The following is a 23,014-nucleotide window of genomic DNA, read 5'->3' as shown; positions in this document are numbered from 1 at the left end:
AATATGTATCCAATGAAAAAAATTCTGCCTCTCGTTTTATTATCGTCCCTAATTGCTTTTTGTCAAAGAGATTCTTCAGCTATTGAGGAACTTTATACTTTGCCAAAACAGCTCAAAGAAATTTCAGGAATAATTTATACACAGAGTTCTCAATTGATCTGGACATTAGAAGACAGCGGAAATGCCAATGAAATTTATGCATTAGACAACCAGGGAAAACTTGAAAAAACAATAACAATTTCTCAAACTGATAATGTTGACTGGGAAGACATTACTAAGGACAGCGAAGAGAATTTATACATTGGAGATTTTGGGAATAATGCTAATGAAAGAAAGGATTTAGCTATTTATAAAATTGCTAAAGATTCTTTAAACAATTCATCGGTAATGCCATCTTATAAAACCAGTTTTGCTTATCCGGAACAAACAGATTTTCCGCCTAAAAAGACAGCGCTTTTTTATGATGTAGAATCTTTTTTCGAATACCAAAACAACTTTTATTTGTTTACAAAAAACAGAAGCAAGGGTTTTGACGGAACTACTTTTTTGTACAAAGTGCCTAATAAAGCAGGAAATTATCAAGCTCAATTATTAGGAGAATTTAAAGCAGATGGCGATTATCAAAATGCCGCCATAACCAGTGCTGCTATTAGTCCGGACGGAACTAAAGTAGTTTTATTAAGTCATAGCCAAATATGGGTTTTTGAAAATTTTCAATCGGATAATTTTTTTGAAGGAAAAGTAAATGCAATCCCTTTGGGGCATTTTTCCCAAAAAGAAGCTATTTGTTTCAAAGATTCCAAAACGCTTTTATTAGCCGATGAAAAGACTAAAAAAATAGGAGGGAAGGTCTATGAATTCCATTTAAATTAATAGTACAATCCACTAAGCGAACTAATAAAAAAATAGCCGCGAATTTCACACAAATGGGGATGTCATCATATTCGACGAACCTGCCAAAGGCAAATAAAGAATTGGTGTAATTCATTTAAAATCAGTACTATTTGTGCTAATTAGTGTAATTCGTGGCAAAAAAAATCTTGTGTTTGCTCAGTGAATGGTATAAAAACGGATAGCCATTTAAAATCCAAACCCCAGTCCAAAAGCAATTCTGGCTTCTTCATCAGCACTTTTAAAATAGCTTAATCTTGCCGTTATGGTGTTAATGCCGTTGAGCCATAAACCACCACCTGCGGATTGATGCCATTTTTTAGAATTTTCTCCATCGAGCCAGACTCTTCCGTAATCATATCCGCCAAAAAAGCCATAAGACATTGGGATAATACTGTTTTTTATTTTTCCAATAGTAAAACGAAGATCACTACTTTGAAAGAAAGACTGATTCCCTATAAAACGTTGGTTTCTAAAACCCCTTAAATCATAGTCGCCTCCTAATGCCGCCGCCTGATAAAATTCAAAATTATTGTTCAAAATGGCTTTTCCTTTCAGTAATGTAGCAAATACAATGTTGCCCTGATGGTCGATTTTATGGTTGAAATTAATTTTTGATTCTAATTTTGGGAAATTTTGTTTGCTGTTATCCAGATTCATCGTCCAGTTAGCAGCTACCATAAATCCCATTCCCATCGAAGGAAGCGAAGCATTATCATAGTTTTCATAACCATATTCTACTGTGGCTCCTGCAAACTGTTGCGGATTAAAAATTTCAGAGTTTATAATATTCGGTATTGCAATAAACCGGTTTTCTGTTATTTCTACATCAAAATTTTCATACGCTAACTGAAAATTAATATGACTTCCATGGCGTCCTTTTTTCTCGATTTTTGGTGCAAATTTCAACATTCGAATATGAACCCTGTTATAATCCATTCCGTTTAATTCATCTGTATTAGCAGTAGCATTTCCATAGCCAAAATAATTAATGGCAAAATTAGGACTGGTAAACTGGCTGTCAAAACCAAAATTCCATTCGCCTATTAGTTTTGGAATATCTAAATGATATCCTAATTCAAAACCGTTAGTGGCAAAATAATAATTAGCACTTAAACCATGTTTGAAAGTATACGGATTTTGCTTGAAATGATTTACCGTATAATTAGCAATAATACCCACTTTCACGCCGTCATCAGGATTAAAACCTATCGAAGGTAAACCGGAAAAAGCATTGTATTTAGGTTTTTGATAATCGTAAAAATTGGTTTTGTAATCATCTGTTAATAAAGTTCTGGTTCCGGAATCAGTTTTAAAAGTGTTATTTTTCGATTTGAAATCAATAATTTGGATATTTTTCCCCTTAGAAACGGTATAACTATCGTGATTTTGACCTCCAATCATTTTTAGTTTTATAGCCGATTTTTGAGCTCCCTGAAAATCAAAAATATCATCGTCGTCCAGACCATAAATCCAGATGTTTTTTGTGGTATTGTGGTTAAATGTTTTTTTGTAAACAAATTCTCTTCCTTCTTTTTTAATTCGGTTTACCGTTATTTCGACTTCATTTTTAGAAGGAGAATGAATGATGAATTCGTCTTTTTTGTTGGTGCCTGTAATAAGTACCGTTTTTTGCAAAACCTGATTGTATTGACCAGCATAAGTCATTAATTGTGTTTTTCGGTGCTTTAATTTTTCTTTAATCGAAGTTATAGTTTCATCCTGAATTTCTTCGGGTAAATTAGTAAAAGCCGCATCAATGCTTTCGTCAGATAAGTTTTCCTGAATAAATTGGGCTTGGGTCATCCATTCTTTTTCTCCGGATTTCTTTAATAAAGCTAAGTCCAAAGGATAAGGTTCTCTGTTGAACCATTTAACATTTTTAATGTCATTTTTAAAACTTTGCATATGACGAAGCGCCGGAATATTCATTAAAAGGGATAGTAATGTTCCGTCATATTTCGTAAATGCCTGATCACGGTCACGGGGAATGGGTTTGTAAATTACTTTATCGCCTATGTTGTATTCAGCCCATCGCCATTGATCATAATGCCTGTCCCAGTCGCCAATAAGCATGTCGAATAATCGGGCTTTGATGTATTCGTTTTCATCAACAGCGTATTTTTCATCCTTTTGTAAGTTCACAAGCAGGTCATCGGTACCAATAATTGCATTTGAATTACCAAAACTTTGTAGCTCTTTTTGACTATCAGAAGGTCTTTCTTCTACATAATACAATTCGTTTCCATAATCAGTATTGAATTCACCCAATGCTTTTTGTTTTGGAATATAAAAAAGTTTCGGATTACTGTGAAATACACCTATTTTACCAGCTAAATTGTCAACTGCCAGTGTCGTATAAGGGTGAGATGTGGTATAAAAGTCATAAAGGAAATTCTCAGCATAAGTATTTTTAAACGCATCTTCAACATACTGATCTTTAAATGCAACACTTTGCAAAAAGCGGCTCACACTTTTCTTTAAAGCCCGCATTACATATTCTTTTCCGTTAGCATCTTCCAGACGCAATGATTTTGACTGATGTCCTCCTCCGGCTCTCACGGGGCTTAAACCACCATGCAGTGTATCTAAAGAAACTACAGGAACATCAATTAGCTGACTGTAATATTTTCGGTAATGTTTGCCAAAAAGAAAATTGTGAAAAGCGCTTTTGGAAGTCATTTCAGGAGTGTAAATAGACGCTTTTATGTGAGAGGAAAATGTGTCAGTATAGTTGTTGTTTAATTTCTTTTCAGGTGCTATAACTGTTTTTTCGAATACTATTTTCGTTTGATTGTCTTCAATTCCGTAATACGAAACTACTGATTTCCCATTTGTATAAACGGTTAAAGTAGCATAACCATTTTTTCCATACGAAAAATCATTAGGATAAATAGCCCGGGCAGCTTCTGATTTAGATCCGGCACCACTGATGATTTGTTTGATATTTTCATTTTCGATGTACTGTAAATTGTGGTCGTGTCCTGAAACTACAATGACGTTATTCTGGTTTTGCAAAAGAGTTTTGATTCTTTTTGCTAAAATCTGATATTGCTTATTTTGAAGATCCTGCGGACTAATGCCGGATGTTTTCCTTAAAAAATTAATAAACGAACCCACTACTGGCAAAGGAATTTTTTGTTCTAAAGGGAATAATTGTTTTTCAAGTGAAAATTGTCCTCCATGAGTCCCGTTGCTCATTAATGGATGATGAATGGCTAATAGTATTGTTTTGTCCTGATTTTTATTTAAAATACTTTCTAATTCTTCAAAAAAGCCTTCGCGGGTTTTTATGGTACAATCATCATTTATGGTGGGTATTTTGTTCCAGTTTTCCAGAAACCACTGGCTGTCAATTGTAATTAAACACAGCTGATCGTTTATTTTTTTATCATCAATAGGGCAACCGTCTGACGGAAGAAAGGCTTTTTTTTCGCCCAGATACGCATTGACTATTTCTTCCTGACGTTTGAGTCCTTTAATGCCGGAATACCAGTCGTGATTTCCGGGGATAAAGATGGTTTTTCCTTTAAAATCTTTTGCAATAGCTAATTGTGCTTTTATTTTCTCTAAGGCAATAGCATGATTTTTAGTGTCTTTTTCATCAGGAATACCTTTGGGATAAATATTGTCTCCCAGGAATAATAATGTAGCATTTTTATCCGATTGTTGTAACTGTTGTTGCAGGGAACTTAGAATTTTTTGAGACTTTTCCTGATCGGCATTTCCGGCGTCACCAATTAAAAAAAAGCGGTGGGCAATTTGTGATACCTCTTTGTCGTTTATAAGTGGATTTTCTTTAGAATTACTTCCCCATTGCGTATGATGAGTGGCACAGGCAGTAATGAGTAAAGAAGTAGTGATGGCACAAAAAAATATTTTAATTTTGAAGAACTGCATATCCAAAAACAATTTCATAATTTAGTAGTATAAAAATTTACTCATGAGCTTTATAGAAGAAGTACAAGATTTTGTTTCTAATTTACTCAAAGATAAACTTTCTGATTCATTTATTTACCATAATTTTAACCATACTTCTGATGTGGTTAAAGCTGTGAAGATACTTTCTGAAAAGGAAAAATGCACTGATGAGGAAATTGAAATCCTTACTGTGGCTGCCTGGTTTCATGATACAGGTTATATTTATGGTTTTGAAAATCATGAGGATAACAGTGTTACTGTTGCGGCTGAATTTTTAAAAAACAAACAAAAATCACCTGAATATATCGCTCAGGTAAATGCTTTAATTAAGGCAACATTGTACAATCATGAGCCTCAAAATACACTTGAGAAAATAATTAAAGATGCCGATTTTTATCATTTTACGACAAAAAACTATTGTGATCGATGCGAACTTTTAAGAACAGAATGGAAGTTTGTAAGAGATAAAAAGGTTACAGATTTAGAATGGGCTAAAGAAAATTTAAACATGCTTACGCAATGCCATCAGTATTATACTGATTATGCAAAAGCAAATTGGAATGCATTGAAAGAAAAAAACGTAAATTTGATTCGTGCTAGTATAGGAAAAATGGAAAAAGACAACGAAGAAATTACTCCAAAAAAAGAAAAGAAAAACAAAATTGCCAAAACGGATCGCGGTATCGATACGTTGTTTCGAATTACATTAAACAATCATACGCGTTTAAGTGGTATCGCAGACAGTAAGGCTAATATTTTGCTATCCGTAAATGCAATTATTATTTCAATAGCATTGTCAACTATTGTTCCTAAATTAGATAGTCCCAGTAATGCGCATTTAGTGATTCCTACTTTTGTTATGCTCACTTTTAGTGTGGTCTCTATTATTTTTGCGATACTTTCTACCCGCCCAAAGGTTACCAGCGGTACATTTACCAGAAAAGATATCGAAGACCGAAAAGTCAATTTGTTATTCTTTGGTAATTTTTACAAAATGCCTTTGGACGAATACGAATGGGCCATGAATGAAATGATGAAAGACAATCAGTATTTATACAATTCGATGATTAAGGATTTGTACTTTTTAGGAATTGTCTTGGAAAAAAAATACAAATTATTACGTATTACTTACAATATTTTTATGGTAGGAATCATCATCTCATTTATTGCTTTCTTTCTGGCATTTAATACCACCCGAATCTAGTGTAAGGTTTCCAGTAATTCTTTGTAAGAATATTGTGTTTCTAAATTATCATCAGTATTTAAGACTTTTATTCGAATAGCTTTCAGTCCATAAACACCTTGCAGTTCTTCAACCTCAAATTGTTCAATGGCAGGTTCCAATAGGTTTTTGAATTGTAGAAATTTAATGTATTTTAAATATTCCGTTTCTTCAGACTGATGCGAATAAACAATAGTAATTTTTTCTTTTTGAGTGATTCTTTCTTTGGTTCCCTTAATATGTGCTTTGTCAATACGTTTTTTGACTACTTCGTAACGTGCATTGTATGTTCCGTCTACATCAAAACGTTTTTCATCCATTCGGAATCTAATTGAAATGGGAGAACTGAAAACCAGAATTAACGAACTCACATCTAACTCATAAGGCAATGTTTTTTTCAAGCGATGGTGTTCTAATTCCATTTTGCACAAGGTTTGCAATTGCCACAACCTTAAGTTATTTAAATACAATACATCAAAAGTCTGATTAGGAGCAATTGAAGCACCTATATATAAATTGTGTTCTACGCCATCGGTTTTAAAACGTTCGTAGTAATGCGGAAAAATGCTTTGGGCTTCCATTTGTTCGTAATCTAAAACCACCGCCATTTTCTTATTGATCATTCCCATAGCGTCATCAAACTTTTTTCGGGCATGGTAAAAAAGTTTTGTTTTGGGATCCAAATCTTCAAAGTAGGCTTTTATGAGTGCTTTGTCGCTTTCATTAATATTCGAATTGGTTAATATCGGATGAATTTCTTTTTCAATATAATTTTGAATTTGCTGTTCCGTATCTGCTTTTAATTCTTTGTCTAATTCTTCAGTATAAGAGCGTAATTCAAACTTTCGTTGTTCTAATAAAGGCAGTTTATTAATAGATTTTGAATTTTCTAAAATTGAAATAATACTCAATAATTGATTTTTTAAATCCTCTTTTACGGTATTATTCCGGTGTTCAGAGGAGCCTTTAATATCGATTTGACCATATAAAGGATACACTTCTTTAAAAACAATTTCTTTAAAAATGTGTTCTTTGTTAGGAGTTCCTATGTATAAATATTTTTGGGCTTCTGCTTTAAATTTCCAATACACGCTGGAGTGAATTGCAGTGTATTCTCTTTGAATAATGGCTTCAATTTGATTTTGTAAATCAGTGTTGTAGCGTTCCAAAGTGTTTACAATACTAGGCAGGATTAAATTTAAATTATTAGCATTAATACTGTTTAATTGTCGGGGTGTAGCCGAAACAAGTTCAATAATTCCCAATAATTTATTGTCTTTAACCACCGGAGTAAAAATACAGCTTTGAATGTTTTGCTCTAATAATAGTTTTGCAAATCCTTCGTTGCCGGGAATAGTGCCAAAAGCCGCCACATTTGAAATAGCAATGGTTTCTTTTTCATCCAGAAGTTTGTTTAAAGAACGTCCTAAAAATGTCGTACAACATTCCATTTCATCTTTATTTTGAAGAATGAAACTTCCAATATTCGCTTTTTCAAAAGGTAGTTTAGTGAATTTGTTTTCTTCTTCGTTGTAAATACTGATTCCTATTCTTAAATCCGGAATTTTAAAAAAAGATTTAAAAATATTTTCAGAAGTGATGTCGTCTTCCGGTTCTTTCTCTCTTTTTAAAAGATTAGTTTTTAGATTAGAAATAGCACTTTCTTTAGTTGCATCAAATAAACTAATGATCCCAAATCCTTTTAAAATCCAGCTCTCTACAGGAAATTTTTCTTTCCATAAAGCCACATTGTCAAAATTATCCATCAGTTCGTCAATTTCTTCCGGAGTTAGCGGAAGCGCTTCTTCCGTAGGGTAGATTTCTATAAAATCGGCGTTGTATAGAATGCGATAATGGTTTATAATGCCATTTGCATCCGGAATATCATAAAATAAGGGTTTGTTGTAATCAAACTTTTGATGGTAATATTCATTTAAAATCAAAATACAGCTCAACACATAAAACTGATCATCGTTAAAATCACGGATGGTCAAATCGAGATCGCCGGCATTTTTTACAATTTTCTTAAATCTTTTGGTACGATTGAAAGTAATATTTTGAAACGGAATAGTAACTGCTTTGATTTCATTATTAGTAAGGGCTGTGGGGAATAAATCAGCGAGTAAGTTTCTAATAATTTTTTTATTTTTCTCAATAATCGAAAAATCTTCAATTCCTGTTTTAAATTCGGGAACAGCATCAATTTCTTTTAGCAGTGATTTAGCATAATTCGAGCGGTAGTCAACGTCTGACAGCGCAATTTCTCCTAAGGACTCAATGAGTTTATGAAAAGAAATGATGGTTTTAAAAGGACTCTCTTTAAATAAAAGATGATTCATTTTTGTTTTATTTAGTATACAAAAATAGTGAATTAACTTATTTGAAAAGCTTTTAGAAACCCATTATTTAGTGTTGCTTCAGAGATAGCTTTTTTTGACAGAAAGTCTCTAAAGCATCGTTTATTTCTTTTAACTCAGGTGTCAGGAAGGTGATACCGCCTTTTTCGTCATTTGTTAATTCCATTTTGCAAATGGTGCATTGGTATTCCTTTAAATGACTGGTGATTTTTTTTGAAGTAATAATTTTATGCCCAAAGACAGCGCACAAAACTTTTTTACTGATACTAAATTTCATTTCCATTAAAGACATAAGTAGGTTAGCTTAATTTTATTTTGGATTATAAAAATATCTAATTCTAGATAAAACTACTTAAAAAATCGATGAAGTGCGTTAAATTTTTGTTTTTATAAGATTTTATCTTTTGTTTTTAAATAAAAAAATCCCCAACTATTTGAATAATTGGAGATTATTAATATGCTGTAAAAGACTAAGATTTTTGTTCTTTATTAAAATAAACTAAGTAATAATACATTTGTTTTTCTTCGTCCCATCCTTTTTCTACAAATTTCTCTGCACTTTCAGGATTGATAAAATCCATTTTTATTTGGATATTAGTATCGAGATTGATAACGTTTTTGATTGATTTTCTGGCATCGCTAACAGCAGCATTTGCAATTGGGAACGAAGTTACGTCTTCAATACTGTATTTTTCGCCTTTGTCTACTTTGTAGTTTTTAAATTCAGGAATCAAATCAGGATTGTCTAAAACCTCGTTTAAAAAATTCTGCTCTTCAAACTGATCGTTTTTAGCAAAATAATTCACCGAACGGTTCATAAACATTACTTCTTCTTTTTTGTCTTCGGCAGGAAAAACAACGTCTTTTGCAAAGCCTTGGCAAAATTTCAAATACTTTTTAGTGATAAAATTTTCATCTTCAAAAGCATCAACAGATAAGAAATGCTCTAACCAGTAACGCGCATCATAGCGATTGCTGTCTACGGTTAAGATTTTGTATCCTTCTTCTTTTTTATGATTAAAAATAAGGCAGCCTTTGTCTAATTTATTCAGGTTGATTCCTTGTTGCAGAATCATTTCCAGGTTAGACCCTTTTTCTTCAAATTGTAAAAAATCACTTTGCAACTCACTTTTAAAAATCCCAATAGCATCAACAACATTATTATCGATATTGATATTGGTTAAATAAGTAACATAAACTTCTCCGTTTTTGATGTGCGGATGATTGGATTGTTCGAATAAGTGCTTTGTAATATTTTTAGAAATCTCATGCAAATTGCCGGGATTGTCAAAAATTTCAGTCGCATATTTATACATGTCATTATAATCCAAATCAACTTCATGAGCAAATTGAAAATAATTTTCTTCTTTTTCTCTAAAAGGCTTAAAGAAAAATTCTTTTATAAGCGGAACAATTTCATCTTGTAAGCTGTAAGGTTGCTCAGATAAAAAGATGGCTTCATTTCGGCTTTTATTTCCTACTCTGTGAATAGAAAGCGTCTCGATGTGCGTGTTGAATAGGTTGATCATATTTTTTTAGAGTTTCTAAGAGACTAAGTTTCTAAGATTTTAGTTGCTTCCCTTTATTTTTTTCAGAAATGCAATTAACATTCTTTCTACTTCTCGGCTATCCTCATATAAGTTGTTAAATTTTTCTTCGCTTAAATAGCTGATATTTTTTGCAATCTCTAATTGAGTTTGTAATTCAAATAAAGAACCTACAGCAATGTTAAGAAATCTAATGAGTTCATTGTTGCTATCCCTTCCAAGTCCTTCAGCAATATTGCTGGGAATTGAAATAGTACTTCTTCTTAATTGAGAGGTTAAACCAAAAACTTCTTCTTTTGGAAATTTTTTTGTGTCAGTGTAAATTTTTGTTGTTAACAACATGGCTTTTTGCCAAACTAATAGTTTTCTAAAGTTGCTCATTTTTATTGAAGTTTCTAAGTTGTAAGTTTCTGAACTCCTAAGTTATTGTTTTTGTCTAATTAAAAACTTATATTTCAATAATTTACAATACTAAAAACTTAGATACTTAGTTTCTCAGCAACTTAGTGACTCAAAAAAAACTAATTCCAATTTTCTTCAAAGCCGTAATCTTCATAACTGTCGTCTCCTTCAAACATATCCATGTCATCTTCGTCAAGACCGTCTTCAAATTCGTCATAAAAATCATCTGCATTTTCTGCTTCGAAGTTTTTTTCTAAAGCTTCGTCAGGCATTTCTCCGTGCGAAAATAATGTTTCAGGATAAATAGCTCCTGCTGTTTGTTCTTCAATTGCGGCAAGTTCTACTAAAAAAGTCCACATATTAATAAAATCATACACATAAATGATTTTAGTGTTTTCTTCATCCAGAATATCCGAAAGTTTATAATCACTCATGATTTTTTGTTCGCCGGGAACATCGCCGGTATCAAAAAGCGAAATTTCATCTTCCTGATTCCAGGTTTCATCACAGGTGTAAAAAGAAGCGACTTCCATACCGTCAAACCCAAAGGAATTGAAGATAGCATTGTGTAAATCTTCTAAAGTATCATCATCTAGTATAGCGATATCTCTGAAAATATCTTCTTCTGCGTCTAAGATTACTCTAAATTTATAAACCATAATCGTTGTTTTTATAAAATTCAAAGGTACATTTAATCCTTTTTAATCCCAATGCGATTTGTGAATTTTTATAAACAAACCACGATAGTTTTGATAATGAATTAGTTATTTCGTTTAAGGCGCTGAATGATTTTCTGGTATCGTTTGTGGTAAGTGCTGTGAGCAGGATACTTACGGCTGGAGGTCATATTATTAAAAATCAAAGCAGTAAAAAACAGGATTAAAACCCCGGTTAATACAGGAGATACTACGTACCAATAACCCAATTCTTTAATTTTATCAGTTCCAATAATTGCAATTAAGGCAGTTGCACCTCCGGGTGGATGCAACGTTTTAGTTATTTGCATGAATACAATGGATAGAGAAACGGCAAGAGGAGCAGCAATATAAATGGCATCCGGGAATAAATAATTCACCGATACACCAATGAAAGCCGAAATTAAGTGACCTCCAATAAGATTTCGGGGTTGTGAAAACGGACTTTCGATGATTCCATAAACCAAAACGCTGGATGCTCCAAAAGAACCAATAAGGTAAATAACGTCCTGATGAGAGAAACTTTGGTTTTGAAAATACGAAATAAGCCCTATACCAATAAAAGAGCCTAAAAAAGACCAAAATTGCTCTTTATAATCGATCAGTGTCTCTTTGTATAAAATGTATCGGGTTTTGCGGTATCCGCGTTTAATTTTGCGAGTAGGCATGAGTTATAATTTAAATACTTGGAACAAAAGTATACACCGTGTTTGGGTAAATCATTTTGGCGGTATATTTAGAGATTAAGCAAGCAGCTAAGATTGGAAAAAACAACGTATAATTATTGGTCAGTCCGCAAACTAAAAAGATAGCGGTAAACGGAGCGTGGATACTGGCGCTCAAAACGGCTGCCATACCAATAACCATAAAATTGACCGGGATAATTTGGCTGTCGAAAAAAGTATTCAATAGCAAGGCAAATAATAATCCTAAAAAAGCACCAATAAACAAACTAGGGGCAAATACACCACCGTCACCACCGGATACCAGTGTAATCGACGTTACAATTGGTTTTAAAAGTAAAATACTTAAAAAAGTAAAACCTAATGTAAAAGTCAGAGGGATTTCATTATTAGCATTCATAATTCCTTTTATGGCATGATATCCTTCACCATACAATTGAGGGAATATAAATAGCGAAATACTTAAAATTATTGAGCCAATAATTATTTTGTAATAATGAGTCGAAATTTTTGCAAATTGGGATTTGAAAAACAACACACATTTGGTTAAATAAACCGAATTGATTCCGGCAAGGATTCCCAGTAGAATAAAATAAGGAATAGCTCTTAAATGCCAGGTGGTGATAGTAACCGAAAATAAAGGAGCTTCCTTTAAAAGCGTTAGTAAACCAAAAGCTATCGAAACCGCAATCAGATTCGAGATGACAAAGGCACGTGTGACTTTTCTGGAAATTACTTCCAGAGCAAATAAAATTCCGGCGATAGGACTGCTGAATAAAGCGGTAATTCCTGCTGCAATTCCGGCACAAATAAGTTCTGTTTTGTATTGGCGAAAGATATTTTCTTTTTGTTGTGCTACAGATCCTATGGTGGCTGTGGCAACTACAGTAGAAACTTCTATTCCGGTAGAACCACCAAAAATTACAGTTAATAGTCCGTTTATCGTATGAGAAGGAATTTTGTACGAAGGGAGATTTTTTGTTTTAGAATTAGTGCTTTCAAAAATCTCTTTTATTCCTTTGTTTTCTTTTTTCTTAAAAAGGTATTGACGCAAAAAGTAAATTACTGATAAGCCAAAAACAGGGAATAAAATATAAAAGAACGGATTTACAGTTGCCTGATGAAAGAATATCTCTTCATAATATTCGGTCATTTTTTTTAAACTTATTCCTAAAAGTGCTGAAAGAAAACCAATTAAAAGAGAGACGATTACTAGTTTTTGGAGTTTAATAAGTTGGTAGTTTTTTTTAATTTGTGCGGTAGTTTTCATTACTTGAAATCTTTATTGAACGGCAAAATTATGTAAAAAAAACAAAAACCTGCGTTTTCGCAACAAAAAACAAGTTTTTTTTAACTATAGAAAAACATCTGATATCTTTTCTTTGATTTGTATCAATGATAAGATTTTACAATGAGAGAGTTTGTTAATTGGAGTTTTTTCAGGTTTAGAAATGAATTAAATTAAGAAATTAAAGTTCGTAGAATTCAATAGGTAAATTATCAGGATCAGCAATGAATGTAAATCGTTTACCGGTAAATTCATCTACGCGAATGGGTTCTGCGTCAATGTTTTTCGAATTTAAAAAAGAAACAGTTTGGTCTAGGTTTTCAACGGCAAAAGCCAAATGACGTAATCCTTGCGCTTCTGGTCTGGAAGGTCTTTCGGGAGGATTAGGGAAAGAGAATAATTCGATGCAATAATTTCCTGATAAAGCTAAATCCAGTTTGTAGGATTTTCGTTCTTTGCGATATACTTCACGAACAATTTCCAGTCCGAGTATTTCAGTGTAAAACCGTTTCGATTTTTCGTAGTCCGAACAAATGATGGCGATATGGTGAATGTGTTTTAGTTGAATCATTTTTTGAAATGGCTAGATTAATCTTGATTTAATTTTCGAATTACTTTAGCGGGATTGCCAACAGCAAGTGAATTGTCAGGAATGTTTTTAGTTACAACTGAACCGGCTCCGATGACGCATCCTTTTCCAATAGTCACTCCGGGACAAATTACCGAATTGCCACCTATCCAGCAATCGTCTCCTATGGTTATAGGTAATGCATTTTCAAGTGTTTTTCTAAGTTCGGCATCGAGCGGGTGAGTGGCGGTGTAAAGCTGAACAGCAGGCGCGAAAAAAACATTGGAACCAATGGTGACTGTACTGCAATCCAGCACCACACAATTGACATTAAAATAGACGTTCTCTCCACAAATAATATTGTATCCATAATCGCAATGAAAAGGTGGTTCGATATATAAATTGGGACCGGCATTTGGGATCAGTTCTTTTAAAATTTCTTTCGCTTTTTTAGTCAATCGGTATTCGGTTACGTTCAATCGATGTAATAAATTTTTAGCTCTTCTTCGGTCTTTTACTAGGGTAGTATCGCCTGCTAAATAATAGTCTCCGTCAATCATTTTTTCTTTCTCCGTTTTCATGTTTTTCGAGGTGTTTTTTTAGTGATTTTTAAGTCTGTTTATTTGAATCTTTTTTGAGCCTTTTTTAAGTTGGAAAAAGGAATTTTTATTTGTTGTTTTTTGGTGATAAGTTCAGCTGAAAAGGGGAGAGTAAAGCTGCTTTTTTTTCTTCGGTTTTTGCTACTTGTAAATATAGATTAAAAATGCAAAACAGCGATCTTTTTGTTATGATTATTTGGGTGAAGAAGTAGAGAGGAAGACAAAGCTGTTTTTCGAAATTCAATTTGAAGGTAATGGAAAGGTGTTTTTTTGATGCCTTCTCAGGTGCTAAAAAGGGGTGTTTTTTTGATTGTTTTTTATTTAAAGTAATTATTTAGGTAAATGTAATTATTGTTTTTAATTTATTTGTTTTTGTTGAGGTTTTTAGTTTTTTGGATAGGATTAAGTGTGATGTTAATTAAAAATCAGTTGCTTAACTTTTTTGTTTAGGTAATTATTTTTAATGTACTGGAATATAATTTTTTAAATTGTAGTTATAGATTATTTCTATAGTGCTTTTTTAATGAATTTAGGTGATTTATAACTGATTTTATCTCCGTTTTATTAAGGATTTTGATTTTTTGAGACAAAATTATTTTTAATTTATTTTTGCAGTTATGTTTGGTAAAAATATAATTATTAGTTCGTTTAAAAAACGTTTTTACAACTTTATTTTTAAACCAATTTTGGATTCTGAAAAGCGTTATTTTCTTTCTTGCTAAAAATGAGATTAATTTTTTTTGGAGAAAAAATATTGGAATTAAAATTTAGTTTTGAGTTCAGGAAATTATTTTCAGACTCAAATTTTAGAATCTTTTCTGTTTTAAATCTAGTGTAAAAAGCAGTAAAATCAGGAAGGATTTTTGCTGCTTTTCAGAAGGTTTTTTTAGTGGTTTTTCGAGTGTAATTTAAGTAGGTTTTTTAGCCCTTAATTCAGCTTAAAAAGGGGGCTGAAAAAATCATTTTTTTTGCATTTTTTTCGGACTGTTTTTAGAAAGAAAAAAAGGTGTTTTTTTTACTCCGGATGAGGCTCTTTTTTTGATGAACCGAGAAGCTTTTTCCGGATGCTTCGAGTAATAATTTTATGTTAATAGAGAAAGGAAAACAGTTTAAAGATTGTAAATTCGTTCGATTGATAATTTAAAAAATAACTAATATGAAATGGTATATTTTAGGAGCTTTTATGTTTCTTTTTTCTGTTCAGATTCAGGCTCAAAAAGTGGCTGTTTTTGATCGTTATGCTGATATTGAAAAGACAGTCTTGAATGATGAAAACACAACTTATGTGGTGAACTTTTGGGCTACCTGGTGTGCTCCATGTGTGAAAGAATTACCCCATTTTGAACAACTCAATTCAGAAAATAAAAAGGTAAAAGTAGTACTTGTCAGCCTGGATTTTAAAGATCAGTATGAGGCAAAATTATTACCTTTTATAAAAAAGAAGAACATAAAATCAGAAGTGGTTTTACTTACTGATAAGGATTATAATTCCTGGTTGCCTACCGTAGATAAAGACTGGTCGGGTTCTATTCCGGCAACTTTAATTATAAAAAATGGTAAAAAAGTATTTGTAGAAAAGATGTTTACCAGCTATGAAGAATTAGACCAATTTGTGAATTCGAATATTAATTAACAATATTAACTATGAAAATTTTATCTCCTGTTTTGTTATTTGTTGCTGTCTTTTGTCTGGCAGCTTTTACCTCAAATGCGCCTTCCTCCTATAAAATTGGGGATACCGCTACTGATTTTAAGTTAAAATCTGTAGATGGAAAAATGTATAGCATGGCTGATTATAAAAATGCCAAAGGGTATATAGTGGTTTTCACCTGTAATCATTGTCCTTTTGCTGTAAAGTATGAAGACAGAATTAATGATTTGGCTAAAAAATACAAATCAAAAGGCTATATTTTGCTTGCAATTAATCCGAATGATCCTGCCGTGCAACCGGAAGATAGCTTCGAATTAATGAAAGTAAGGGCTAAAGAGAAAGGATTTGCGTTTCCTTATCTGTTTGATGAGGGACAGAAGATTTATCCGCAATATGGTGCTACTAAAACGCCTCATGCTTTTTTATTGGATAAAAACCGTGTGGTAAAATACATTGGAGCGATAGATGATAATGTGGATAGTGCAACTGATGTAAAAGAAAAATACCTTGAAAATGCGATTGCTGCATTAGAAAAAGGAGAAACACCATCACCGGAACTAACAAAAGCTATTGGCTGTACGATTAAAACGAAAAAATAATACGTTAAGTAATATTTTATGGAAAAAAGAGTAAAAACAAGCCGTTTTTACTCTTTTTTTATTTAATGTAAATTCTGCGGATTCCTATTAAAACAAAAATCAATAAGGAATAGCTAATAAAAAAGGGAATGATTATTTCTATCCAGCCTAAGGGCAGTAATACGGCAATCAGTAATAATTGAAACCCTAAGCCGTACAGTGAAAGAAAGGTCATGAACCAGTTAGGAAATGTTTTTACTTTATAAGCTTCAGGGTCTAAAGTGTGGATGATTTTATCAAAAATACCATAGACCATCGTATAAATCCGGAAAAGAAAATCAACTGCTTTCTGGCTTTCTCCCGGAAGTGCCTTAGGAGATTTATATTCGAAAATTTTACTCGTTGAATCGCCACCAATGGACTTGGTTCTTAAAATGACATAGTAATAATTGTATAAAGTGCCCTGTAACTGAATGCAGCAAAAAGACAATAAGGTCAACCATAATGAGGTGGCAGAAACGTAGCAAATAGTCAGAAAAAATAAAAAGTTAAGGATGATGTCAAAAATACTATCCAGATATCTTCCGCTGTAGGACGGTGTGTTTTTTATGCGGGCTAATTCCCCGTCGGCTGCATCAATAATAGATTTTAAAAGTATAAAAAATCCCGCCCATACATAATGATTACTCCAAATGCAATAAATACCCACAATCCCTGAAATGCCAAACAAAAGTGTGACATGAATAGGGGTAAACCGGGTATTTTTTAATGAATTGGCTATTAATTTTCCCAAAGGCCTTCCGTAATCGGATAAATCTAAAAATTTATCATGTGCAGCAAGTTTAGACATTATAAAAAAGGAACAGAAGATGCGACAATATAGTCCATGTAAATATAGTTTATTTTGATTACTTAGACAATCTGTGCAAAGTATAGGTCATGGCTAATAACAGGAAAAAAGCATTTACCTGATGAATTAATCCCAGCCATAAAGGTACTCCGTAAAGTAAAGTAAATACTCCCAGGGCAAATTGTACAAAAACAAGAAAAACTAATGTCAGAATTCCTTTTTTCTGATTGAAATCTAAAATATATTTTTTGCTTTCGATATATAAATACAGCATCATTCCTACCACCACATAAGCTAGGGTTCTGTGAATGAATTGTACGCCACTCTTGCCTTCGGTGAAACTTAAAAGAAGGCTGTCCTGCTCCAGAAAAACACTCTCATGTATGAATTGTCCATCACTCATCAATGGCCAGTGATTGTGAATTAATCCTGCATTTAATCCTGCAACAAAACCGCCGTAGATAATTTGCAATAACAGAAAAAACATCGCATAGCGGGCTATTTTACGTAATGATTTTTCTATATTTCTCTTTACAGGATAAATCAAATCTAAGGCTACCCAAAAGGTATAAGCAAATGTAATAAAAGCAGTGGTAAGATGTAAAGCAAGTCTGAAATGGCTTACATCAGGATTGTCTATTAATCCGCTTTTTACCATAAACCATCCAAAAAAGCCTTGCAATCCTCCCAATAACAGCAGAATAATGCATTTTTTTATAGTACTCTTGTCCAGTTTTCTTCGAATTAAAAAATAAATAAAAGGAATGATAAATACCATCCCGATAGCACGACCTATAAAACGGTGAAACCACTCCCAGAAATAGATGTACTTGTAATCATCAATGGTGAAATCATTGTGTATGTTGATTTTTTGATATTCAGGAAATTTCTTGTATTGCTCGAAAGCTTCATGCCATTTAGCTTCCGTAAGCGGAGGAAGTGTATCCGTGATCAAATGCCAGTCGGTCATGGATAAACCGGAATTAGTCAATCTGGTGATACCGCCTACTATGACCATTATAAAAATTAACACACAGCCTGAAAGTAGCCAGATAATAACGGGTTTATTCTCTTTTTTCATTTTGTATTCTTTATTTTAGAACATTAGGGTTTTGTCTATTTGTAAACGAACTTAATGATTTTTTATTTTCGAACTTTATGATTTAGTTATTTTGTAATTTTTTCTAATCCCAGTTTCTTAGCTCTTTTGATCACAAATTCATAAGCCGCTTCGTATTCATTTGGAATCTCACCTTCTAAAATTGCTTCTTTAACTGCTTCTTTTAAAACACCAATTTCTCGGGAAGGTTTTAAATTAAAGATCTCCATAATTTCTTCGCCCGAAATAGGTGGTTGGAAATTCCGAATAGAATCTTTCTCTTCAACTTCAACGATTTTCTTTCGAACAATCTCAAAGTTTTTATGGTATTTCTTGAATTTTGCCGGGTTCTTAGTGGTAATGTCTGCTTCGCAAAGTGTCATCAAATTTTCAACATCTTCACCTGCATCAAAAACCAGTCTGCGAACAGCGGAATCGGTTACAAGATCCTGAGATAAAACAATAGGACGCGAACTCATAACTACCATTTTTTGAACAAATTTCATTTTTTGATTCAAAGGCATGTGCAGGCGTTCAAAGAGTTTTTTGACCATTTTTCCGCCTAAAAACTCGTGACCGTGAAAAGTCCAGCCTTGTTTTTTATTGAAACGTTTGGTAGGTGCTTTTCCAATATCGTGTAATAATGCCGCCCATCGTAACCAGACATCATCCGTATTTGGACAAATATTATCTACCACTTCAAGTGTGTGATAAAAATTGTTTTTATGGGTTTGTCCTTCAATTTCTTCTACCTGATTTAATGCTGTTAATTCCGGGATTAACAAATCTAAAAGGCCTGTTTTGTATAAATGTAAAAAACCAATTGAAGGCTTATCTGTAGCCAGAATTTTGTTCAGTTCATCAACAATTCGTTCACCGGAAATGATTTTGATACGCTCCGCATTTTTTGTGATAGACTGAAGCGAATTTTTCTCAATTTCAAAATTTAATTGTGTGGCAAACCGGATGGCCCGCATCATTCGGAGCGGATCATCAGAAAAAGTAATGTCCGGATCTAATGGGGTTTTCAGAATTTTATTTTCTATGTCCTGCAAACCATTAAAAGGATCCAGCAATTCACCAAAATTGTTTTCACTTAATGATAATGCTAATGCGTTAATGGTAAAATCACGTCGGTTTTGATCGTCTTCCAGCGTTCCGTTTTCTACAACAGGGTTTCTGCTGTCGTGTGTATAAGATTCTTTTCGGGCACCTACAAATTCGATTTCGGTGTCTTCAAATCGCAGCATGGCAGTTCCGTAGGTCTTAAAAACCTGAACTTTTGGTTTTTTAGGGAGTAATTCAGATACTTTTAAGGCCAGTTCGATTCCGCTGCCTACAGCAACAATATCGATGTCTTTTTTAAAATCCCGTCCTAAAATTAAATCCCTCACAAAACCGCCTATGACATAGCTGTCCACGTTAAGCGCTTTGGATGCTTGAGAAATAACTTCGAAAATTGGATTATGTAGAGATGATTTGTAGTTCATAATGGATTACCGCAAATTCGCAAATTAATTTTTTGAATCTATAATACGTTTATATTCTAATGATATTAAGTTGAAATTGGCAAGTATTGCTAATTTGTTTTTAGAGATTTTGAGGTAGTTTAAACACTGATTGTAATGACTGTTGTTGAAACAATCAACAGTTTTTATTTCAAGAATAATTTTATCATAAACTACAAAATCTGCATAAAATTTATGTTTTAAAGTCGTGTCTTTATATTTAACTGAAAACTCTTTTTCTCGTTGAAATGGAATATTTTGTTTTAGGAATTCATATTCGATAGCATCCTTATATACAATTTCAGAAAATCCTTTCCCCAAATTTTTATGTACTTCAAATAGAATGCCTACTATTTTGTAATTTTCTTCCTTGTAAATGTATTTTTCTTCCATACGAGTAAAAATAATTTGCGAATTTGCGGTAAATATTTATTTCCGTATCACTTTTACCTGAGAATCATTAGTCAATTTAATAATTGTTGACGGGTTCTGGCAAATTTTTTCGCGATGCAAATTTACAACATAGTCCACGCCTTTTATAATTTCGGGACTGATTTCTTTGAAACTTTTTGGAGTGGGCTGACCTGAAATATTAGCCGAAGTGGATACTAAGGGTTTCTTCATTCGTTCCAGTAATTTAAAACAAAAAGGCTCTTTAATTAGTCTGATTCCCAGGGTTTTGTCAGGTGCAATGATATTTGGAGCAACATTTCTTGGGTTGTCCAGGATTAGTGTCGTAGGTTTTTCAGATAAATCCATGATTTGCCATGCCACTTCAGGAATTTCTTTAAAAACGTTGTACAGCATTTTTTCGCCATTCATCAAAACAATCATGCTTTTGGTTTCTTCCCGTTGTTTTAAAGCATAAATTTTTGCAATAGCATCGGGGTTTGTAGCATCACAACCTATTCCCCAAACAGTGTCGGTGGGATAAAGGATGATTCCGCCTTCTTTAATTATTTCAAAAGCTTTATGAACTTCTTCGTTTAGATTTTCCATTTGATATAAAAAATACAAGTGATAAATTGATAATTGCAAAGGAACAAAAAATATTGATGAAATTTTCAGGTATTTATATACATCTGAGGGAGAAAATAAGGCTGATTTTGTTAAAAAAGGGTGTTTTGTTCTTTGTAAATTTTATCAAAATTGAATATAGAATTAGCAGCGGAAAATAAATACCTAAAAGTTGTTAATTTATAGGCTCTTCCCTTTGATTTGCTAGGTTTAATACTATTTTAATTTTATCTTTGTACGCAAAAAAGATTCCTAAAAAATTATATAGTTTAGTCTTCTCAATGAAAAATTTCAAACGCTTTTTAAAGTATTTAATACCTCACAAGAAAAATTTAATAATCAGCATCATTTTTAATGTTTTATATGCCTTTTTTTCGGCTATTTCGATGCTTTCACTGTTTCCATTAATGAAAGTATTGTTTTCTGATGGTGAAAAAGTGCGTGTAAAACCGGTTTATGAAGGTTTTAAAAGTTTAGACAAAAGTTATTTAGAAAATTCACTAAATTATTTTATTACACAAAACACCGAAACCAACGGCGCTTTAAGCACTTTGATATGGATGGTGGTATTTGTATTGACAACATTTTTATTAAAAAATCTGTTCAATTTTATTTCGATAGTTTACATGACGTATCTGAATAACGGAATTTTAAAAGATTTGAGAAATGATGTGTATCAAAAAGTCATCAGTTTACCGGTTTCTTTTTTCTCGAATGAAAGAAAAGGAGATTTGATTTCGAGAATGACCTCAGATATTAATACGATAAAAAGTGCTTTCTTAAGTATTTTGATGATGGTTAGTGAGCCTTTGACTATTGTATTTACATTGGCATCTATGTTTTTTATAAGTTGGAAATTAACCATTTTTGTATTTCTTTTTCTGCCAATTTCCGGGTTTTTAATATCCAGAATGAGTAAATCGATTAAAAGTCAGTCAGGAGATATTTTTTCTTTGGAAGGACATTTATTATCCGATATCGAAGAAACTCTGGGCGGGATAAAAGTGATTAAAAACTTTACATCAGAGAATTTCTTTATTCGACGTTACTTAAATTCTACAGAATTTATCAACAATCTGAATAACAAAATTGGAGTCAGAATGAGTCTTGCCGGTCCTATGAGTGAATTTTTAGGGATTTTTGTAATCTCTATTTTGTTAGTTTATGGAGGATCTTTAGTTTTAATTGATGGTTCGATGAGTGGTAGTGCTTTTATAGCTTACATGGGATTAGCCTATCAGATATTAACACCGGCTAAATCGATTACTAAGGCTAATCAGGCTTTGATGGGCGGGAATGCTGCTTATGAAAGAGTTGCTTTTATTCTGGATGCGACCAATCCGTTAAAAGACAATCCGGATGCTAAAGAAATCACCGAATTTAAAAGTGAAATTAAGTTTACGAATGTTTCGTTTAAATATGATTCGGAATATGTTTTAAGAGATTTTAATCTGACTGTTCCAAAAGGAAAAAGAGTCGCATTAGTAGGAGAATCGGGTAGTGGAAAATCTACTTTGGCAAATTTGGTTACCCGATTGTATGATGTTACCGAAGGAAGTATCACCTTTGACGGTGTCAATATCAAGGACGTTACGACCAATTCTTTGCGAAAACAAATGGGAATTGTAGCTCAGGATTCTATTTTGTTTAACGATACCATTGCTAATAATATTTCGTTAAGCATTGATAATCCTAGTATGGATGCTATAATAAGTGCTGCAAAAGTAGCGAATGCTCATAATTTTATTTCGGAATTCCCGGAGCAATACAACAGTCCTGTAGGTGATGGAGGCGGAATGTTGTCAGGCGGACAGCGTCAGCGTGTGGCAATTGCCAGAGCGGTGATGAAGAATCCTCCGATTATGATTCTGGACGAAGCCACATCAGCTTTAGATACCGAATCGGAAAAATTAGTACAGGTAGGATTAGAAAACATGATGGAAAACAGAACATCGATTGTGATTGCACACCGTTTGTCAACCATTCAAAATGCCGATTTAATCGTGGTAATGAGTAAAGGAAGAATTGTGGAACAAGGAACTCACGAGGAGTTGTTAAACAAGAATGGTAATTATGCTAATCTGGTAAGTTTACAGTCGTTGGAAGTGAATTGATTCTAACAATTAATACAAACCTGG

Annotated in this window: 20 protein-coding genes; 5 read left to right on the top strand and 15 right to left on the bottom strand. The window is 32.9% G+C overall.

Features of this window, described 5'->3' with window-relative positions; translation table 11 throughout:
• Positions 1-12: 12 nt before the first annotated feature.
• Positions 13-873, top strand: coding sequence for a hypothetical protein (locus BUB89_RS10295; protein WP_073244943.1), 861 nt, complete (start codon positions 13-15; stop codon positions 871-873).
• Positions 874-1,080: 207 nt separating this feature from the next.
• Here BUB89_RS10295 and BUB89_RS10290 read toward each other — a convergent pair whose 3' ends face one another.
• Positions 1,081-4,809 carry a metallophosphoesterase gene (locus BUB89_RS10290; protein ID WP_073244702.1) on the bottom strand — a complete coding sequence of 1,243 codons (3,729 nt, stop codon included), beginning with the start codon at positions 4,807-4,809 and terminating at the stop codon, positions 1,081-1,083.
• Between the two features lie 25 nt (positions 4,810-4,834).
• Between BUB89_RS10290 and BUB89_RS10285 the strand changes: the two genes are divergently transcribed.
• Complete coding sequence (locus tag BUB89_RS10285) at positions 4,835-6,016, top strand: Pycsar system effector family protein (RefSeq protein WP_073244700.1); 1,182 nt, start codon at positions 4,835-4,837, stop codon at positions 6,014-6,016.
• Here BUB89_RS10285 and BUB89_RS10280 read toward each other — a convergent pair.
• The 9 genes from BUB89_RS10280 to BUB89_RS10240 all read right to left on the bottom strand — a co-directional run bounded on the left by BUB89_RS10280 (position 6,013) and on the right by BUB89_RS10240 (position 14,155).
• Positions 6,013-8,373: a GAF domain-containing protein gene (locus BUB89_RS10280; protein WP_073244698.1), complete on the bottom strand. Its 2,361-nt coding sequence runs from the start codon at positions 8,371-8,373 to the stop codon at positions 6,013-6,015. The two genes, BUB89_RS10285 and BUB89_RS10280, sit on opposite strands and share 4 nt — an antisense overlap.
• 67 nt (positions 8,374-8,440) lie before the next feature.
• A complete protein-coding gene (locus tag BUB89_RS10275) occupies positions 8,441-8,683 on the bottom strand; it encodes a hypothetical protein (protein ID WP_083552683.1) in 243 nt (80 codons plus the stop codon).
• A 178-nt stretch (positions 8,684-8,861) separates the two neighbouring features.
• Complete coding sequence (locus BUB89_RS10270) at positions 8,862-9,920, bottom strand: nucleoid-associated protein (RefSeq protein WP_073244696.1); 1,059 nt, start codon at positions 9,918-9,920, stop codon at positions 8,862-8,864.
• Positions 9,921-9,959: 39 nt separating this feature from the next.
• Entirely contained in the window at positions 9,960-10,319 is a 360-nt protein-coding gene (locus BUB89_RS10265) for a four helix bundle protein (RefSeq protein ID WP_073244694.1), read from the bottom strand.
• A gap of 140 nt (positions 10,320-10,459) precedes the next feature.
• A complete protein-coding gene (locus BUB89_RS10260; RefSeq protein WP_073244692.1) occupies positions 10,460-10,999 on the bottom strand; it encodes an IS1096 element passenger TnpR family protein in 540 nt (179 codons plus the stop codon).
• A 101-nt stretch (positions 11,000-11,100) separates the two neighbouring features.
• Positions 11,101-11,703, bottom strand: a complete 603-nt coding sequence (locus tag BUB89_RS10255) for an HPP family protein (RefSeq protein WP_073244690.1) — start codon at positions 11,701-11,703, stop codon at positions 11,101-11,103.
• A 10-nt stretch (positions 11,704-11,713) separates the two neighbouring features.
• On the bottom strand, positions 11,714-12,988 hold the full coding sequence (locus BUB89_RS10250) for a chloride channel protein (RefSeq protein ID WP_073244687.1): 1,275 nt from the start codon (positions 12,986-12,988) through the stop codon (positions 11,714-11,716).
• Between the two features lie 199 nt (positions 12,989-13,187).
• Positions 13,188-13,577, bottom strand: coding sequence for an SMU1112c/YaeR family gloxylase I-like metalloprotein (gene gloA2, locus BUB89_RS10245; protein WP_073244685.1), 390 nt, complete (start codon positions 13,575-13,577; stop codon positions 13,188-13,190).
• Positions 13,578-13,594: 17 nt separating this feature from the next.
• Positions 13,595-14,155: a sugar O-acetyltransferase gene (locus tag BUB89_RS10240; protein ID WP_073244683.1), complete on the bottom strand. Its 561-nt coding sequence runs from the start codon at positions 14,153-14,155 to the stop codon at positions 13,595-13,597.
• Between the two features lie 1,174 nt (positions 14,156-15,329).
• On the opposite strand from BUB89_RS10240, the gene BUB89_RS10235 reads away from it, so the two are divergent.
• Together BUB89_RS10235 and BUB89_RS10230 are read left to right on the top strand one after the other, a co-directional pair.
• Positions 15,330-15,806, top strand: a complete 477-nt coding sequence (locus tag BUB89_RS10235; RefSeq protein WP_073244681.1) for a TlpA family protein disulfide reductase — start codon at positions 15,330-15,332, stop codon at positions 15,804-15,806.
• 11 nt (positions 15,807-15,817) lie between these two features.
• Entirely contained in the window at positions 15,818-16,423 is a 606-nt protein-coding gene (locus BUB89_RS10230; protein WP_073244679.1) for a thioredoxin family protein, read from the top strand.
• 58 nt (positions 16,424-16,481) lie between these two features.
• On the opposite strand, the gene BUB89_RS10225 is transcribed toward BUB89_RS10230, so the two are convergent.
• The 5 genes from BUB89_RS10225 to BUB89_RS10205 all read right to left on the bottom strand — a co-directional run bounded on the left by BUB89_RS10225 (position 16,482) and on the right by BUB89_RS10205 (position 20,858).
• Positions 16,482-17,252: a CDP-alcohol phosphatidyltransferase family protein gene (locus BUB89_RS10225; protein ID WP_073244677.1), complete on the bottom strand. Its 771-nt coding sequence runs from the start codon at positions 17,250-17,252 to the stop codon at positions 16,482-16,484.
• A 58-nt stretch (positions 17,253-17,310) separates the two neighbouring features.
• Positions 17,311-18,333, bottom strand: coding sequence for a COX15/CtaA family protein (locus BUB89_RS10220; RefSeq protein WP_073244675.1), 1,023 nt, complete (start codon positions 18,331-18,333; stop codon positions 17,311-17,313).
• 86 nt (positions 18,334-18,419) lie between these two features.
• A complete protein-coding gene (locus tag BUB89_RS10215; RefSeq protein WP_073244673.1) occupies positions 18,420-19,841 on the bottom strand; it encodes a CCA tRNA nucleotidyltransferase in 1,422 nt (473 codons plus the stop codon).
• 24 nt (positions 19,842-19,865) lie between these two features.
• A complete protein-coding gene (locus BUB89_RS10210) occupies positions 19,866-20,252 on the bottom strand; it encodes a GxxExxY protein (RefSeq protein WP_073244671.1) in 387 nt (128 codons plus the stop codon).
• Positions 20,253-20,288: 36 nt separating this feature from the next.
• The gene (locus BUB89_RS10205; RefSeq protein ID WP_073244669.1) at positions 20,289-20,858 is read right to left on the bottom strand and encodes an L-threonylcarbamoyladenylate synthase; all 570 of its coding nucleotides are present in this window, start codon (positions 20,856-20,858) and stop codon (positions 20,289-20,291) included.
• 299 nt (positions 20,859-21,157) lie between these two features.
• On the opposite strand from BUB89_RS10205, the gene BUB89_RS10200 reads away from it, so the two are divergent.
• A complete protein-coding gene (locus BUB89_RS10200) occupies positions 21,158-22,990 on the top strand; it encodes an ABC transporter ATP-binding protein (protein ID WP_073244667.1) in 1,833 nt (610 codons plus the stop codon).
• Positions 22,991-23,014 lie beyond the last annotated feature (24 nt).

The sequence above is a fragment of the Flavobacterium flevense genome, assembly GCF_900142775.1.
GTDB lineage: Bacteria > Bacteroidota > Bacteroidia > Flavobacteriales > Flavobacteriaceae > Flavobacterium > Flavobacterium flevense.
Note: the sequence above shows the minus strand (reverse complement) of the source record. Positions and strands in the feature narration are given on the sequence as shown.